At 40.3% G+C, this 15,781-nt stretch carries 12 protein-coding genes; 3 read left to right on the plus strand and 9 right to left on the minus strand.

What is annotated here, in order from left to right; genetic code table 11:
- Positions 1–388: 388 nt before the first annotated feature.
- The 5 genes from WNY98_RS17340 to WNY98_RS17360 all read right to left on the minus strand — a co-directional run bounded on the left by WNY98_RS17340 (position 389) and on the right by WNY98_RS17360 (position 7,499).
- On the minus strand, positions 389–1,888 hold the full coding sequence (locus WNY98_RS17340) for a DUF2235 domain-containing protein (RefSeq protein ID WP_342878521.1): 1,500 nt from the start codon (positions 1,886–1,888) through the stop codon (positions 389–391).
- Positions 1,889–1,983: 95 nt separating this feature from the next.
- A complete protein-coding gene (locus tag WNY98_RS17345) occupies positions 1,984–4,074 on the minus strand; it encodes a cupric reductase (protein ID WP_342878522.1) in 2,091 nt (696 codons plus the stop codon).
- A 136-nt stretch (positions 4,075–4,210) separates the two neighbouring features.
- Positions 4,211–5,515: an NAD(P)/FAD-dependent oxidoreductase gene (locus WNY98_RS17350; RefSeq protein WP_076924960.1), complete on the minus strand. Its 1,305-nt coding sequence runs from the start codon at positions 5,513–5,515 to the stop codon at positions 4,211–4,213.
- A gap of 309 nt (positions 5,516–5,824) precedes the next feature.
- A complete protein-coding gene (locus tag WNY98_RS17355; protein WP_342876348.1) occupies positions 5,825–6,712 on the minus strand; it encodes a dihydrodipicolinate synthase family protein in 888 nt (295 codons plus the stop codon).
- A 10-nt stretch (positions 6,713–6,722) separates the two neighbouring features.
- A complete protein-coding gene (locus WNY98_RS17360; protein ID WP_342876347.1) occupies positions 6,723–7,499 on the minus strand; it encodes an aldolase in 777 nt (258 codons plus the stop codon).
- 108 nt (positions 7,500–7,607) lie between these two features.
- On the opposite strand from WNY98_RS17360, the gene WNY98_RS17365 reads away from it, so the two are divergent.
- The 3 genes from WNY98_RS17365 (at position 7,608) to WNY98_RS17375 (ending at position 11,462) form a co-directional block, all read left to right on the plus strand.
- Positions 7,608–9,074, plus strand: coding sequence for a PLP-dependent aminotransferase family protein (locus tag WNY98_RS17365; protein ID WP_342876346.1), 1,467 nt, complete (start codon positions 7,608–7,610; stop codon positions 9,072–9,074).
- A 105-nt stretch (positions 9,075–9,179) separates the two neighbouring features.
- The gene (locus WNY98_RS17370) at positions 9,180–11,108 is read left to right on the plus strand and encodes a RecQ family ATP-dependent DNA helicase (protein WP_342878523.1); all 1,929 of its coding nucleotides are present in this window, start codon (positions 9,180–9,182) and stop codon (positions 11,106–11,108) included.
- 45 nt (positions 11,109–11,153) lie between these two features.
- Complete coding sequence (locus WNY98_RS17375; protein ID WP_010554993.1) at positions 11,154–11,462, plus strand: YkgJ family cysteine cluster protein; 309 nt, start codon at positions 11,154–11,156, stop codon at positions 11,460–11,462.
- Positions 11,463–11,536: 74 nt separating this feature from the next.
- On the opposite strand, the gene WNY98_RS17380 is transcribed toward WNY98_RS17375, so the two are convergent.
- The 4 genes from WNY98_RS17380 to WNY98_RS17395 all read right to left on the minus strand — a co-directional run bounded on the left by WNY98_RS17380 (position 11,537) and on the right by WNY98_RS17395 (position 15,759).
- Positions 11,537–13,156: a methyl-accepting chemotaxis protein gene (locus tag WNY98_RS17380; RefSeq protein WP_342878524.1), complete on the minus strand. Its 1,620-nt coding sequence runs from the start codon at positions 13,154–13,156 to the stop codon at positions 11,537–11,539.
- Between the two features lie 236 nt (positions 13,157–13,392).
- Positions 13,393–14,010 (minus strand): glutathione S-transferase, encoded by a 618-nt coding sequence (locus tag WNY98_RS17385; protein WP_010554991.1) that lies wholly within the window; start codon positions 14,008–14,010, stop codon positions 13,393–13,395.
- 50 nt (positions 14,011–14,060) lie between these two features.
- Positions 14,061–15,089 (minus strand): NADP-dependent oxidoreductase, encoded by a 1,029-nt coding sequence (locus tag WNY98_RS17390; protein WP_342878525.1) that lies wholly within the window; start codon positions 15,087–15,089, stop codon positions 14,061–14,063.
- Between the two features lie 181 nt (positions 15,090–15,270).
- On the minus strand, positions 15,271–15,759 hold the full coding sequence (locus WNY98_RS17395; RefSeq protein ID WP_197185301.1) for a GNAT family protein: 489 nt from the start codon (positions 15,757–15,759) through the stop codon (positions 15,271–15,273).
- Positions 15,760–15,781 lie beyond the last annotated feature (22 nt).

Here is a 15,781-nt window from a genome sequence, read left to right on the forward strand (position 1 = left end):
TTAAATCCAGAGAAAAAAGAAGCAATGCGGGCGGCATAAAATTTAATTTGATGCGACAACTAACTTGAAAAACTCCGCTAATAAGCGTTTGAATTATTGTAGGTGAGGTTTTATACCTCGCATGGTGTTTTTATAAAGCCAAAGCGCGATGTAAAATCGCGCCTACAATTTAAAAGCTTCGCTTTTCGCGCGAGCAAGCTTTGCGCCTACAGGTGTTTAGGCGGGCTTTGTAGCGTTGATTGGGAGTTATGAGCCGTTACTAAAGAGCAAAGCGCGATGTAAAATCGCACCTACGGTTTTTTAATTATTGTAGGTGAGGTTTTATACCTCGCATGGTGTATTTATAAAGCCAAAGCGCGAGGTAAACTCCCGCCTACAATTTAAAATACTATCCCAACCGCGTTACTTTTACTTTTATTTTACCTGCATTAGCGCCATAAAAGCGGCTTAGGTCGTTTGCGAATGGGCAAAACTCGCCTGATTTATCCATTTTAATGTCGGCGCCGTTAGCTATTTCAAAAAGGTGGTCGTCGTTTTTATTTATAGCACCAATGAGTGAAAACCATTGTGCGCGAGGAAATCGTCTAAATGGTTCAAGCACGGCCATGGGGATTTCTTTTACGCCAAGTTGAACGTTATCGCGGTTCCAGCCTAATGGCGTGCACTTTATGCCATCGTCAAACCAGTATTGATTTGGGTATGGGGTAAAGCGGTACGTAGCGCCTTGCTCCAGCATGAGGCCGGTTGCGTTGTATTGCTCAGAGGCAAATACCATTACATCTTGGCTTTGGTTAATGCTCAGCACACTCATGTTTTGATTAGCCAGTTCTATATGTTGGCTTAAACCAATAAAGCTAAGTGTGGTGTTGTCGTTGTAGCTAATTTTGTAGTGCAGTTTTTTTAGCGATTCTGGGCGGTAACTGGTTAGCTTATTAATACGTTCGGCTACGCTATAGTGCACTAAGGGCTCAAGGTTGCTGGCTTCGTCATCAATTAATATATAGCACTGCCTATCTACTAATTTAAAAAACGGGTTAAACCAAAAGTAATTTTGTTGATGACTTAATGCGAGCGGGTCGGGCGTTACTGTTACGTCATCTTGTGCTACTAAGTTGCTATCGGGGAGTAGGGTTTCGTAATCTATGTCGTGGCTAGTGAGTAACGATATATTAAGCGGTTGTTCTATTAGCCATTCAAGTGCATAGCGCAAGCTAATATCGGCTAGGCCATCGCGGTAGTAACCGCCGCCAATGTCTGAATGCGCACCTGCAAACCATAGCTCGGTAATATTGTTTTGATGGTTCATTAGTGTGGGTTCAAAGGCGCGGCGTTTTTCGTCAAGGGCTACGCAGTGCAGCGCGTGAGTAATGTTGTTGGCAATGGTGTGGTTTTCAAAAATAACGTGCTCTGCGCCACGTGTGGCTTTACTTACTTTTGATAAGCCAATAGAGGCGACGGTATCAAATACACATACGTAAACATTATCAGCAATTAAAGGCTCTAGGATTTTGGCAAAACGCCTAGCAAGTGCACCGCCTCGGCTAAAACCCGTTAGTAGTATGGTATCGCCTATTAGGTAGTGAGCTTTAAAGTCGCTTAACGCTTGATTTAAAATACTGGCTACGTCGTCACCACGAGGTGCAAGGGTTTGGTTTAAAATGCGTTTAAGGCGACTGCCTTTGGTACCAATACCTTGATAATAAAAACTGAGTTGGTTAGCAAATGGAGTAATTGGGGAGTCTTCTAATTTACCGCCAAGTAGTAAATGCAGTTTTAGAATGTTGGTAATATTAGAGTCTTCTTTAAAATGATCAGAGCTAAATTGCTCTGCATCACGGGGTTCGTTTCCTGTGCCGTCAAAGTTAAAAATTAGCGTTTTACCCGTCATAACCCAATTTCCTTAGTTGTTTTAAATACTCTACACAGACAATGTTAAAAATTAAAGACAATATTCATCAAGTAATGGCTCGCCTGTTATGTAGATCAGTGATTATTAAAAATATAGTGATTTAGCTCTGTGCCCTCAGCGGGTTTTAGTGCAGGGTTAAGTTGTACTAACTGCTGATAAACTTCAGGATAAAATGTTTTTAATCGGGCAACGCGAGAAAAGTGGTTTGGTTCAAATTTTTCTACAAGCTGCAACGCTAAAGGGACCATTGGGCTCAACTCACCTTGGGTGTAGCTTTGTTCTAGCGCTAAGTCGAGTATATCTACGCCAAGTTTACTGGGAACAGTCGGTATTTTATTATCAATTAGAAATTGGACTACTTCGACAGAAGATGATGCAGCTTGTATATAAACGTCGCGTCCACGTATATCGGTAATCGAAAAATCAAAACCAAGTTGTGCAAGTTCTTGCCATTTTTTTAGTGGAAACCAGCTTAGTCTAACCAAATCCTTTGGAGGGACGGGTAGTGTTCGGCTATTCCAAATAGGAACTAAGTCATATGGATTTTCAAGTAACCTAATAAATAGCACGTTTGTTTCTGTTTGGTTTAGTGGAGTTGTTTGGCTGTATTCAAGTGCTTTTTGAAATTCTTTTTTAGCTAAATACTCACGAAATACATTATCGCTTCTATCTGAAGAGGTACGACCGGCAAGAGTGTTCCACCAATAATTAACTAAAACAGGGTCTATATCTTGTAATACGTCTTCAAAGTTGCTGCCATATTCTTTTTCAATTTCGCGAACTTTTGCGTAAGCGTCTCTATCTTGTATGAGCTTTTGGGCTGCAAATAGCTTCTTTGGTAGTTGACTACAATTGCTTGAGTATGAATTTAGTTCTTCTTTTTTAAGTTGTATTTCTTGTAAAAATTGAGATATTTCAGAATCATCGGGCTCACTCACTTGTGGCAATGTGGCGTTGTCTATTTTACCAATAGGGCTAAAGTAAGCATATTGCTCAGGGTTTTCCTGCCCATTAATATAGGCGCCTTGCTGGTAAATAAAATCACTTACAAAAGAAACGCCTTTGCCATTTAGGTCGTCATTAGCATTGCCGCTATGAGCTTTATAGCCCTGCTCTGTGAGGTAGTCCAACATTTGAGTATGCTTTGCATCTAAAGGGGCTGGCGTTAAGTTACCACTTCTAGGCAGGTTTACTATTGCAACATCTAAACCAGTAAATAAGCCAGGCCGATTGGTTGGTGTTACGCCTAGTTGTTGTAGTGCTTTTACAAGCGGTAAATTAAACTGGCTTACGGCAATATCAGCCATGTTATACAAAACAGAATTTTCTTCGTACAACGGCAGAGCATCCAGTGCAGGCACCTGCTTCATAAGTGCAAAAATATATTCATTAGGAATGTTGTTTTTAATTGCAGTAGCTAACTCATTAACTGTAAATTGGTTAGATGAAATTGCCTGCTCAAACTCTTTTGGCGTAAATTTATTTGCATTAAGCACAAACAATGTCGCCGGGGAAATAACTTCACTGCCCTCAAGTTTAATAAACGTTTTAGAGTAAGTGGTAAATGTATCAGTGTTGTTTAATAAAGCATAAAGGGTTTCTTTTTGTACATTTTCATCAAGGGGTACACTCAGAGTAAGTCCTGAAGGGCTATGTTTATTATCTCCAAGCTGTTGAATCATTTCTTTTACTTTATCATTGGTGAAGCCTTTAATTGCCTCAATGCCTTGCCAATTAGCTAATTCGTCTAAAGAGCTAGTAATATTAAGCTGCTGCTTTTGCTCAGCAACTATGGCATCTCTTAAAAAGGCAATATATTGACGCTTATAGATTCCTGATAGGGTTGCATACTTTAAAAGCGTGGGGACCGACGTACCTTTTTTAAGCTCACTCACAAAAAATGAAACAAGCGATTGGTTTAAATTATTTATTTTTATATGTTGTTGCTGTGATTGATCTCTACAAAGGCGAATATCTTTTTTTAGATCTGTGACTATTCTTAGCGGTGTGCCTTCTACGGGCTGCTTTTTATTAACTAAATTAGGCTCAGTGGCATTTGGTGCAGCCACGTTGGTCTGCTCTACAGCGGCTGTGTTAGGCTGGGTTTTAAATAGATATACTGCCAAAGCCGCTATAATTATAAGTCCGAGAAGTCGCTTTTTCATAACCGCCAATCCTTTGATGTTATTAAAATATTCTCACATCGTACTACTTTAGGTACGCAAAGTGCAAAAAGCCTTAAGAGATAATACTTATTAACTCTTGAAGCTTTTTAGTGGTTTGCTGAGCGTACTTAATTTATTAATGCAATTTCATTTTTGGGCGCACTACACGCAGCACTTTTTCGCTTATCCATAATGCAAAGGTTTTTGCGCTGCCGTGTATGGCGCGTTGGTGCATACGGTATAAAGATATATACATAAAGCGGGCAATTTTACCTTCAATAAAAAAGGTATTGCTGGTTAGGTTACCCATTAAGTTACCCACGGTGCTATAGCTTGATAAGTTAACCAGCGAGCCATGGTCGCTGTATTTAAAGCCGCGTAGTGGTTGCTGCTTTAATGTTGCGATAAGATTTTTTTCGACGCACTGCGCCATTTGATGCGCCGATTGTGCGCGTGGCGGTACTTGCTTGCCATCCGCTTGGGTAAATGCGCAGCAATCGCCTAATACAAAAATGCTTTCGTCTACGGTGCTTTGTAAAAACTCGTTTACTTGAATTTGGTTGCTGCGAGTAAGCTCAAAAATACCTAAGTCTTTAATAAAATCAGGTGCTTTTACGCCTGCCGCCCACACCATAATATCGGCATCAATGTGTTCTTCGTCTTTGGTGATAAAACCTTGCGCGGTGCCTTCTTTTACTTGCGTTTGTTCGCGCACGTTTACGCCAAGCTTTAATAGCTCGCGTTTGGCACTTACGGCAATACGCTCTGGTAATGCAGGTAAAATACGCGGGCCGGCTTCTATTAAATGAATATGCAAACGCTTAGACGACATATTTGTTAAGCCATACAGCTTTAATAGCTCAGACACATGATAAAGCTCAGCTGAGAGCTCAACACCCGTAGCACCACCGCCAACAATGGCAATATTAAGTGATTGCTGTTGGTTGTCGTCTTGGTGAAGGCGCGTAAAGCTATCTAGTAATGAGTGCTGAAAGCGCTCTGCTTGTTGGCTTGAATCTAAAAAGTAGCAATGCTCTTTTATACCAGGGGTATTAAAGTCGTTACTTACGCTGCCAATGGCAATAACAAGGTGATCGTAACGAACTGTACGGCCAGGTAAAATAGTGTGGCCTAACTCGTCGTTAAGTGGGGAGAGAGTAATTGTTTTATTGCTTTGGTCTATATTGCAAAAGGTACCAAGTTGAAAACGATAATGATGTTTTGCGGCATGGGCTGAATACACAACGCCATCTAAATCAGGGTCAATAGAGCCTGTCGCTACTTCGTGCAGTAACGGCTTCCATATGTGGGTACGGTTTTTGTCTATTAACAGTATATCTGCTTGTTTCTTTTTTCCTAGCTTATGCCCCAGTTGGGTTGCAAGTTCTAATCCGCCAGCACCACCGCCAATAACGACGATTTTAGGTATTGTAATACTCATAACGTTGCCCTTAAAAATAATATACCCAAGTGATCTGTATTTTTTATTAGATTTTTAAGGTGACTTGGGTATCAATAAATTATTTTGGCAACAAGTAGTTACTACTCATTTTATGGGTGCCTATTTTGCGCCTAAATAAAACCGATGTCAGCAAAAAATGCTGAATAAAGGCATATAAGTTATACTCACTTTCTTATCGTTTAGCTGTGCAGTTAAATTGCTGTAAAACTATAATGTGTTACAGCTTAAGCGGGTGAAGATATGAGGTAGTTAGTAAGTACTTAAATTATTTAAGTACTTACTTGGTAATTAATTAATGATTGTGAGATTGAGTAACATTCCTTTGAGCTTTGCTTGCGCTTCTTCGTTTAACGGCAATAGAGGTTTTCTTGGTTCGCCAACATCAAATCCTTGTAAGGCGTATCCAGATTTTATTGCGGCAGCAAGACCTGATTTAACAATAAATTCTAAAAAGTTATATTGTTGGTAAAATAAAACTCTTGCTTTGTTATTGTCATTAGCTTTTACAGCTTCGTATAGTTGCTTTGGTTTCTTTGCGATTAAACAAGGCGCTGCGGTACACCAGCCTGCAGCTCCTGCTGCAAGCGCATCAAGCGCTAAGTGATTACAGCCATTAAAAAATGGCACTGTGCCGTTAGATAGCTCGTAAATTTTATGCATGCGTTGTATGTCACCAGTACTCTCTTTGATCATAGTTGCATGGGGAATACTCTTAACCATATGCAGCATAAACTCTGGTGACATATCAACCTTACAAGTAGCTGGGTTGTTGTAAATCATAATGGGTAGAGGTGTTTCATCAGATACACGCTTAAAATGTGTGAATATTTCATCTTCATTAAGAGGGTAGTAAGAAAAGGGTGAAAGCATGATTGCATTTGCGCCGATATCATGTGCGTATTTAGCACGCTTTAATGCTTGTTCTGTTGTTAGTTCTGCAATACCTATAATTACAGGCACTCTGCCTGCAATATATTTAATTGTATAGTTTGCGACGTTTTCCCACTCACTTTGACTTAAATAGGCCGCTTCGCCTGCGCTACCTAAAGCTGCAATGGCATCTACTTCAGCTTCTAGCAAAGTATCTAAAATAGTTTTTAACTTACTAAAGTTTATTCCTTGGCCATTATCATGAAATGGTGTTATTGGATAACCTATGATCCCTGATAAATTCATTTTAATACTCCTAAATGCAGTCGTTATGGTGCTTTAAAGCTTGTCGTGCGTAATACGCAAAATTCACTTGGTTACGTTTTTCTGTTGAGACCCAATCATGGGCTTCTTGTGCTAAATTCTCGGGGAGTGGTTTAATTGTTCCGGCAGCCATAGCAAGTAATTGTAGTTTTGCGGCTCGCTCAATTAAAATGGCAAGGTTACACGCCTCTTCAATTGTTTTTCCTACAACTAGTTGGCCATGATGAGCTAGAAATAATGCTCTGTTTTTACCCAAAGCTTTTGAGATGAGTTCACCTTCTTCGTTACCAACAGGGACACCTGGCCAGTGGTCAACAAATGAACAGTCGTTGTATAGTCCACAGGTATCCATTTGAGAAATCACTAATGGCACTTCCAGCATTGAGAGCGCCGCTATGTGCGTTGGATGTGTATGGATTATACAATTTACCTCAGGATGCTCTTTGTATATCCAAGTATGAAAACGATTAGCTGGATTTGCCATTGCATTTAGCTCTAAAGGCTTCAGGTCGTGATCAACTTCTATTAAATTTTCAGCGGTAATTTCGTCAAATCCAAGCCCAAACCTCTGCGTTAAGAATGTTTGGCTTATAGGTAAACGGCTGGTAATTTGACCGGCTAGCCCTGAGTCATGGCCTTTATCGAATAAAATTCTGCATGTTAAAGCCAGTTTTTGCCTATCTGTAAATTGGCTGTCTTCTATAAGGGTATTCATGTTTTTCTTAGCTATTTGCATGAGTGCGTGTTTAGTTGCATTTGCTGTTTTCACCTAATCTCTCCAGTGGTTATGTTTTGACATTAACGTAAAGGTAGCGTTAATCTGGATTAAAAATAAGAACCAGATATGTTATTTATATAGGGCCAGCTGCGAGGGCGTATGTTAAGACCTTGGGATATTAAATTTTCGTTTGAAGGCAATAATGCAAAAACACTTCACTCTAAGTTATTGAACTGTTTAGTAAATGATATAAAAAATGGACGGTTACTACCTGGGAGTATGTTACCTGGCACCCGTACTTTAGCTAAACAGCTAAATATAAACCGAAAAACAGTACAGTATGTGTATGAAGAGTTAGAAGTGCAGGGGTGGTTAAAAAGCAAAGTTAGGCGTGGAACCTTTGTGGCTGAATCTTTACCAGAACAAACTTTGTCAGACGCAGATAATAAATTAGTTAGTAGCACTGTAAAAACAAAAGCCCCCTCTGATTTAACAGAAGAGCTATATATTGAGGCTTTAGTGCAGGCAAGCTGTATAACAACAACTAATGACGGTACCCCTGATGCGCGATTAATTCCATATGAGTTATTAGCCAGAACATATAGGCGCATATGTGTAAATTTAAGCCGACGATCAAAGCTTGGTTATGGAGATCCCAGAGGGGCATTAGAGCTAAGAATGTCAATACAAAAAATGGTTTCAAGTGATCGCTATATAAACTGCTCAGAGCAAGAGATATGCATTGTTAGAGGAAGCCAAATGGGTATTTATTTAGCTTCAAGGGTGCTCGATCCAAAAAATGGCGCCATTATTATGGAAGAGCTGTGCTATGCACCTGCTCAAGCTACTTTTGAAGCAAATGGCTTTAAAGTATTGAAGTGTAAATTAGATAAAGATGGACTTAATATCGATCACTTACAAGAGTTAATTCGTGATAATAAAATTGCGGGCATATATGTTACACCTCATCATCAATACCCAACCACAGTATGTTTACCAATGGAGCGAAGGTTGGCTTTGCTTCGCCTTTCAAAGTGCTACCATTTAACCATAATAGAAGATGACTACGACCACGAGTTTCATTACGAAACTAACCCCATTCCTCCATTAGCGAGTTTACCTAATTCCGAAAATGTTGTTCACATAGGGTCTATGTCAAAAGTGTTTGCTCCTGGGTTAAGGCTTGGCTACATCGTTTGTGGTACCGAGTTTATTCAGCGCGCAGCACAAGAGATAGTACTTATAGATAGGCAAGGAAATACAATCACAGAGCATGTTGTATCTGACTTAATGGAGGCTGGCGAAGTTAAAAGGCATATAAGAAAAGTAAGGCGGGAATATAGGCAAAGAAGAGATCATACCGTAAATGAGTTTTCGCGTATTTTTGGTAGCAAGATATCGTTTGATATACCTACCGGTGGATTGGCTATTTGGGTTGATATATCTAAAATGACGAAAGGAAAAGACTTATCCGATTTTAAGAGTAACGATTCGATTTTGAGTACTTTTTTTAATAACGCTCAGCAAACACCAACTCATATCCGCTTTGGCTTTGGATCGATAGATAAAACGGAAATTACTTATTCGATTCAATCACTTTACGCGACTTTAGTTGATGAAAAATAAGGCACTAAATTTTAATATTACTTTTACATAAAAAGTAATATTGAATATAAGTTATAATCGCTTAAACCTATTCTATTAGCCGCTGTAGTACCGAAAAGGACATTTATGACCACGCCATTAATTCAATCACTTGAGCAGCACTTTGGTTTTAGCCAGTTTAGAACAGGGCAACAACAAACTATAGAGCAGCTTTTAAATGGTCAATCGTCGTTGGCTATATTTCCGACCGGCTCGGGTAAATCGTTGTGCTATCAATTAACTGCGTTGCATTTACCAAATTTAACATTAGTGGTTTCGCCTTTGCTTGCATTGATGAAAGATCAAATTAGTTTTTTAAATAGCAAAGGTATTTATGCTGCCAGCCTTGATTCGAGCCAAGATCAAATGCAAAGCAGCACCGTAATGAATGATGTGCGAAATGGTAAAATTAAAGTATTAATGGTGTCGGTTGAGCGTTTTAAAAACGAGCGTTTTAGAGAGTTTATAAGCCAAGTGGCGCTTTCGATGTTAGTGGTCGACGAAGCGCACTGTATATCTGAATGGGGCCATAACTTTAGACCCGATTACCTTAAATTGCCGCGTTACCGCGAAGAGCTTAATATTCCTTTAGTGTTGTTACTTACTGCAACGGCCACTAAAAAAGTAAAACGCGATATGGCAGAGCGTTTTGCTATTGCGCCTGAGTGCATTGTGCAAACGGGCTTTTACCGCGCTAATTTAGACTTAAGCGTGCTGAGCGTTAAAACCGCCGATAAAAACACCGAGCTTGCTAACATTGTACGCGCGCAAAGTGGCCCTGGTATTGTGTATGTAACGCTACAGCAAAGCGCTGAGCAAGTCGCTAATGTGCTAAGTGCGCAAGGTGTGCATGCTGTTGCTTATCATGCGGGGCTTGAAGATACGCTACGCTGGCAAATTCAAGATGACTTTATGGCGGGTAAAATTAACGTAGTAGTGGCAACCATTGCCTTTGGTATGGGCGTTGATAAATCGGATATTCGCTTTGTTATACATTACGATTTACCTAAATCGATAGAAAATTACAGCCAAGAAATTGGCCGAGCAGGGCGCGATGGTAATCCATCAAACTGTTTCACGCTTGCTAACCTAGACGGCCTAAATACGGTAGAAAATTTTGTATATGGCGACACCCCTGAGCTTAGCGGTATTGAATACGTAATTAACGATATTCGCCAAAGCCACCAGCAATGGGAAATGCAAGAATATAGCTTATCGAGCGAAAGTAATGTTAGGCAACTAGCACTTAAAACCTTACTCGTACAGCTTGAAATGCAAGGCGCTATAACGCCGCAATATGCCTACTACGCCGATTTTAAATACAAATTTTTGGTTGATAAAAACGAGCTACTAAGCCAGTTTGACGAACAGCGCCAAGCATTTTTAACGCAAATATTTAGCCATACAGATTTTAAAAAAATATGGGGTACGCTAAATTTTGATTCCCTTACGCAAGCCGCGCAGGTTGATCGAAAACGCGTAGTGGCTGCTCTTGATTACCTAGCCGAAAAAAACCTAATAACGCTTGAAACCAAACGTATTACTCAAGTATACAAAGTGCATGCAGAGGTTATAAATAACCCAGAACTTGCCCAGCAACTTCACGCCTACTTTACCGGCAAAGAACAAGCCGAAATTAAACGTATTGCTGCATTGGTTCGCTTTTTTGAGCTACAAAGTTGCTTAAGCTATAACTTAGCGCGCTATTTTGACGATCAAAATGCGCCAGCGCAATGCGGGCATTGCAGTGTGTGTAGAGGTCATGCGGTTAAGCTTGAATATTCTATAGAGCCTGCATATGTTGAGGAGCAACTTATTTATCAAAAGGTAGATGAGTTTTTAGCGCATATGGCAGGCAAAGGTAATCATAATGTGGGTATTGAAACCCAATGCCGCTTTTTAGCGGGGATGAGTGTGCCGTTATTTGCGCGTAATAAAGTGCGCCAACTGAGTGGTTTTGCGCTGTGCGAGCAGATGCGTTACAGCGATATAAAAGCAAAACTACTAGCGCGTTAAATTAGTTACTGTATCCTAGTGGCTTATTCAAAAAAGTAAGCCACTATGCCTCATATTGTTATTCCCGTTGAAAATATTTCTACTACCCCAGAGCCAGTTACCTGTGCTAACTGCCAAGCCTGTTGTTGCCAATTAGAAGTGCGCATAGTAACCGACACCGGCGTGCCTTTTAACTATATAGAATACGATAAATGGGGCAGCGAAGTAATGAAACGCGCTGACGACGGTTGGTGCCAAGCACTCGACCGCAATACGCTTATGTGCTCTATTTACGAAAACCGCCCATTAGTATGTCGCGAGTTTGAAATGGCGTCGGGTGAGTGTATTACCGAGCGTGATTTAGCGGGTATATAGTCCGCTATTATTAAAGTACATAAACAACAAAGGGGCTTAAAGCCCCTTTTTAATTACTGTAAAACGCTAAACAATTAAACTTTAAAGTAACTAATATACTTTTTAAGCGTGTTTGAAAGGTCAGCTAATGCAACGGCTTCTTGCGCGTTACTGTTAAGCGACATGCTGGTTTCTTTTGACATACTGGCAATTTCTTCTACGCCGGTACTAATTTGCGCCACGGTGGCTACTTGGTTTGATGTTGATTCAACAATTTCAAGCACGTTACTTAATGAGTCGTTAGCTTGTTGCTGTATTTGATGCAGTAGCTCGTTTGCTTCGTGAGTAAGCGTTAAGCCATTTTCTACTTGCGGTACTGTGGTTTCCATAGCTGTTACCGACGCTTGCGTGTTTTCTTGTACTTGCAAAATCATCTTTTCGATATCGCCTGTTGCATCACCAGTACGCTGGGCAAGTTGCCTTACTTCGTCAGCAACAACAGCAAAACCTCGGCCTGTTTCGCCTGCTCTAGCGGCTTCTATTGCCGCATTTAGTGCAAGTAAGTTTGTTTGATCGGAAATACTGCGGATCACACTTAAAATATCGCCAATGTGTTTTACATGTTCTTGCAACACGTTTACTTGGGTAACTGTAGCTTTTACGGTCACTGAAATTTGTTCAATTTCGGCGGCAACTTTTTGTACTGCAACACTACCTTGCTGTGACAACTGCGCGGTTATTTTTGAGTTATCTTCTGTTTGCCTAACTGAATCGGCTACAGTATGAATACTGCGGCTCATTTCTTCTAGGCTGCTTACTGCTGAGTTTGTATAAGTAACTTGTGCGTCAGCGGCACTAAGTGCTTGCTGCGAGCCAGACGCTACGCTTGCAGAGTGGGTAGAAAGCTCTTCAGATGAGTTAATAATGCTATCTACAATGGTTTTTAATTTAGATTGCATCACCCCTACAGAAGCCATCATGCTATTTGGGCAACACGATTGTACATCGCCTCTTAAGTCGCCTTGGGCAATAAGGGCAATTACTTCGGCGGCTTCTTGTGGCTCGCCGCCTACTGACTTTCTGATTAGTTGGCTAATAACATACGCAACGCTTGTGCCTATTAAAAAGGCAAGTGCGGTAAGCGCAATCATCCATGTTTTAAATGAGCTGGCTACTTCGCGGGTATCGATAGTGGTGGCTTGATTTGCTTGTTCTTGCAGGTTTATAAATTGATTTATAACATTTAGCCACTCGGTAAACGCAGGGCGCGCATCGGTTAATAAAATGCGCTCAGCTTCGTTTCGGTTTCCTGCATTTTTAGCGTTTATTACACCTTGAATAAAAGGCTGAGTGCGCTGCTCTATTTGATTTATTTTATTAATTAAAGCGCGTTCTTCGCTATTCATATTACCTATTAGCTCGGCCATAGAGCGGCTTGAGGTTTGGTAAAATGCGTTTAGCTCTTTTATGCTATTTAACACGGTGCTTAAACTGCTTTGATCGGTAATTAGCACTACATCGCGCACGGCTATTGCCCTGTCGTGTACGCTGCCTCTAAAGTTAATTGCGTAACGTTGCTTTACCGAATTTACGTCGGTCATGTGGGTAATATTATTATTAATGAGGCTAACGCGCGAAATTCCAATAATGGTTAAAATAAGCATCATTGATAAAATTACGCCAAAACCGGTCGTTAAACGCATGTTTATGGTCATGGTTGATCCCAAGTGTGAGTCAATACGCGCAAGAGCAGCTTGTATTATTAGTGATTATTCTAAAATAATAGCAGCATTATGCCTTATTAATTAAAGTTTTATTAGCAATAAGGGGTTGTTTGTTAATTTAGTTTACAAGCGTAACTTTGGTGGGGTTATTTTGCAGGCATATTTACAGGCATAAAAAAGGGGCTAAATGCCCCTTAGTGTTATATAAAAATATTATATAAAAGTAGTTAGTCGTACTTTGCTTCTAGTTCATTAGCTGTATGAAACTTCTCATGGCTTTGTAATTGCTCGTCGTATTTAACGAGGTTTTTAAAGTGCGCTAATTGACCTGAGTTTTTAACAATTTCAACAATAAACGACATCATAAAGTCAGCACCCGTTAGGGTATCGCCCACTAAATAACGTTTACCTTCAAGGCGGTCGTTAAAGTAGCTAATTACTTTAGCTGTTTCGGCGTCGGCATAGCCTTCTAAAAACTGTGTTTTAGCGCCGTCTTTAAGTACAAACATTTTAAGTAAAAGCGGTAAAATTGCTGAGCTTTCTGCAAAGTGCAGCCACTGTTGGTAGTCAACGTATTCAGCGGTATCTACTTTTGGAGCAAATTTACCGTTACCGTATTTAGTAATAAGGTAATCGGTAATAGCGCCTGATTCAGCAATAATTAGGCCGCCGTCTTCAATTACTGGTGACTTACCAAGTTGATGAATATGCTTTAATTCGTCAGGGGCTAAGAAAGTGTCTTTATTGCGCTGGTAAGCGACGATTTCGTAGTCAACATTTAGCTCTTCTAAAAGCCAAATTACACGTTTAGAACGGGATTTATTTAAATGGTGTAGTTTGATCATGTCAGTCCTTTTGTGGCTTGTAAGGGCTTAGCCTTACAAGCCGTTTAAAATTAAAGTGGGTTATTAATTTTAACCACAGTTTTACCAAAGTTTTTACCGCATATCATATCGTTGAACGCGCCTACTGTATTTTCGATGCCTTCTACCATGTGCTCACGGTATTGAATTTTTCCGTCTTTTAGCCATTTTTGCATGTCTTGTGCAAACTCGTCGTAACGGTCGCCGTAATCATCAAAAATGATAAAGCCTTGCATTTTAATACGCTTAGTAAGCAATTGACCCATTAGCATACCTAAACGGTCAGGGCCTTCTGGTAAGCTAGTTGCGTTATATTGCGATACTAAACCACACAGTGGTACGCGCGCTGCGGTATTTAATAGTGGTAGTACGGCGTCGAATACTTTTCCGCCCACATTTTCGTAGTAAACATCTATGCCTTTGTCGCAGGCTTTTTCTAGTTGCTCTTCAAAGTCATCGGCTTTGTGATCAATACACGCATCAAACCCTAGTTTTTCAACGGCATGTGCACACTTTTCACTGCCACCAGCAACACCCACTACTTTACAGCCTTTAATTTTAGCTATTTGACCAACCGTTGCGCCTACAGGGCCTGTTGCAGCTGCAACAACTACGGTTTCGCCTTCTTTAGGCTGGCCAATATCAAGTAAACCCATGTAGGCTGTAAAGCCTGGCATACCCATAATACCTAACGCGTACGAAGGATTTTCAGGCTCTTTACCTAACTGCATTAAGCCTTCGCCATCGGTAATGGCGTAGTCTTGCCAACCTGTGTAGGCAAGTACCCATTCACCGATCCTAAACTTATCGTTTTTAGACTCTTCTACTTGGCACATTGTTGCGCCAACCATTACATCACCAATATTAACAGGATCTGCGTACGACTTAGCATCGCTCATACGACCACGCATGTATGGGTCTAGTGATAAGTAAATAGTGCGTAGTAAAACTTCGCCGTCTTTTAATGCAGGAAGCTCTACCGTTTTTAATTTAAAGTTTTCATCTGTTGGAGCGCCATTAGGGCGTGATTCAAGAGTAAGTTGGCGACTAGTCGTAGACATATAAGATCTCCTATTAATATAAATAAACTACTTACCGAATGTTTACGCTTTTAAAATCGTGTTCAGCTAAACAATAATGCGCGGCTAAGCAGTATGAATATGTACAATGCGTACCTTAATAAAGGAGTTTTGGGCGGGTGGTTGATAATTCAACCTTTACAAAGTATTTATTCTAAACGATTTATTTAAGCTTGCTAAATATATGATTATTGTAAAAATCACCGTTTTTATAAATAGCCTGTTTAAGCACAGCTTCTTGTTCAAAGCCGTTTTGAGTAAGTGCTTTCATAGAGCCGGTATTACCAGCAAACACAGCACCAAAAACTCTGTTTAAGTGTGAGCTTGCAAACGCTTCATTGCATATAAGTTCAATAGCGCGAGTAATAATGCCTTGCCCCCAATAGGCTTTATTAAGCCAATAACCAATTTCGCCACTGTGGCTGTATTCAAATTCGCCGGGAGTTATACCAATACAGCCCGCAAATTGCCCATTTACAACAATGGCCTTAACCATTCCATTTTTAGAACCTTGGTTTATCCACCAATCAGCATCGGCTTGCGTATACGGAAACGGAATTTTTGACGATAAATAACGCGTAACCTGTTCATCATTTAAGGTGCTAATAATAAAAGGCGCGTCTTGGGCTTTAAACTCTCTGAGGGTGATCATATTTTTTCATAAATTTTTAGTA

Source organism: Pseudoalteromonas sp. AS71, from assembly GCF_038900275.1.
GTDB lineage: Bacteria > Pseudomonadota > Gammaproteobacteria > Enterobacterales > Alteromonadaceae > Pseudoalteromonas.

Bases quoted from the DNA above. Each gene is read 5' to 3' on its own strand.
- WNY98_RS17340 (WP_342878521.1), bottom strand. From the start codon at position 1,888: ATGACGGGTAAAACGCTAATTTTTAACTTTGACGGCACAGGAAACGAA.
- WNY98_RS17375 (WP_010554993.1), top strand. From the start codon at position 11,154: ATGCCTCATATTGTTATTCCCGTTGAAAATATTTCTACTACCCCAGAG.
- WNY98_RS17365 (WP_342876346.1), top strand. From the start codon at position 7,608: ATGTTAAGACCTTGGGATATTAAATTTTCGTTTGAAGGCAATAATGCA.
- WNY98_RS17350 (WP_076924960.1), bottom strand. From the start codon at position 5,515: ATGAGTATTACAATACCTAAAATCGTCGTTATTGGCGGTGGTGCTGGC.
- WNY98_RS17385 (WP_010554991.1), bottom strand. From the start codon at position 14,010: ATGATCAAACTACACCATTTAAATAAATCCCGTTCTAAACGTGTAATT.
- WNY98_RS17355 (WP_342876348.1), bottom strand. From the start codon at position 6,712: ATGAATTTATCAGGGATCATAGGTTATCCAATAACACCATTTCATGAT.
- WNY98_RS17390 (WP_342878525.1), bottom strand. From the start codon at position 15,089: ATGTCTACGACTAGTCGCCAACTTACTCTTGAATCACGCCCTAATGGC.
- WNY98_RS17395 (WP_197185301.1), bottom strand. From the start codon at position 15,759: ATGATCACCCTCAGAGAGTTTAAAGCCCAAGACGCGCCTTTTATTATT.
- WNY98_RS17380 (WP_342878524.1), bottom strand. From the start codon at position 13,156: ATGACCATAAACATGCGTTTAACGACCGGTTTTGGCGTAATTTTATCA.
- WNY98_RS17370 (WP_342878523.1), top strand. From the start codon at position 9,180: ATGACCACGCCATTAATTCAATCACTTGAGCAGCACTTTGGTTTTAGC.
- WNY98_RS17345 (WP_342878522.1), bottom strand. From the start codon at position 4,074: ATGAAAAAGCGACTTCTCGGACTTATAATTATAGCGGCTTTGGCAGTA.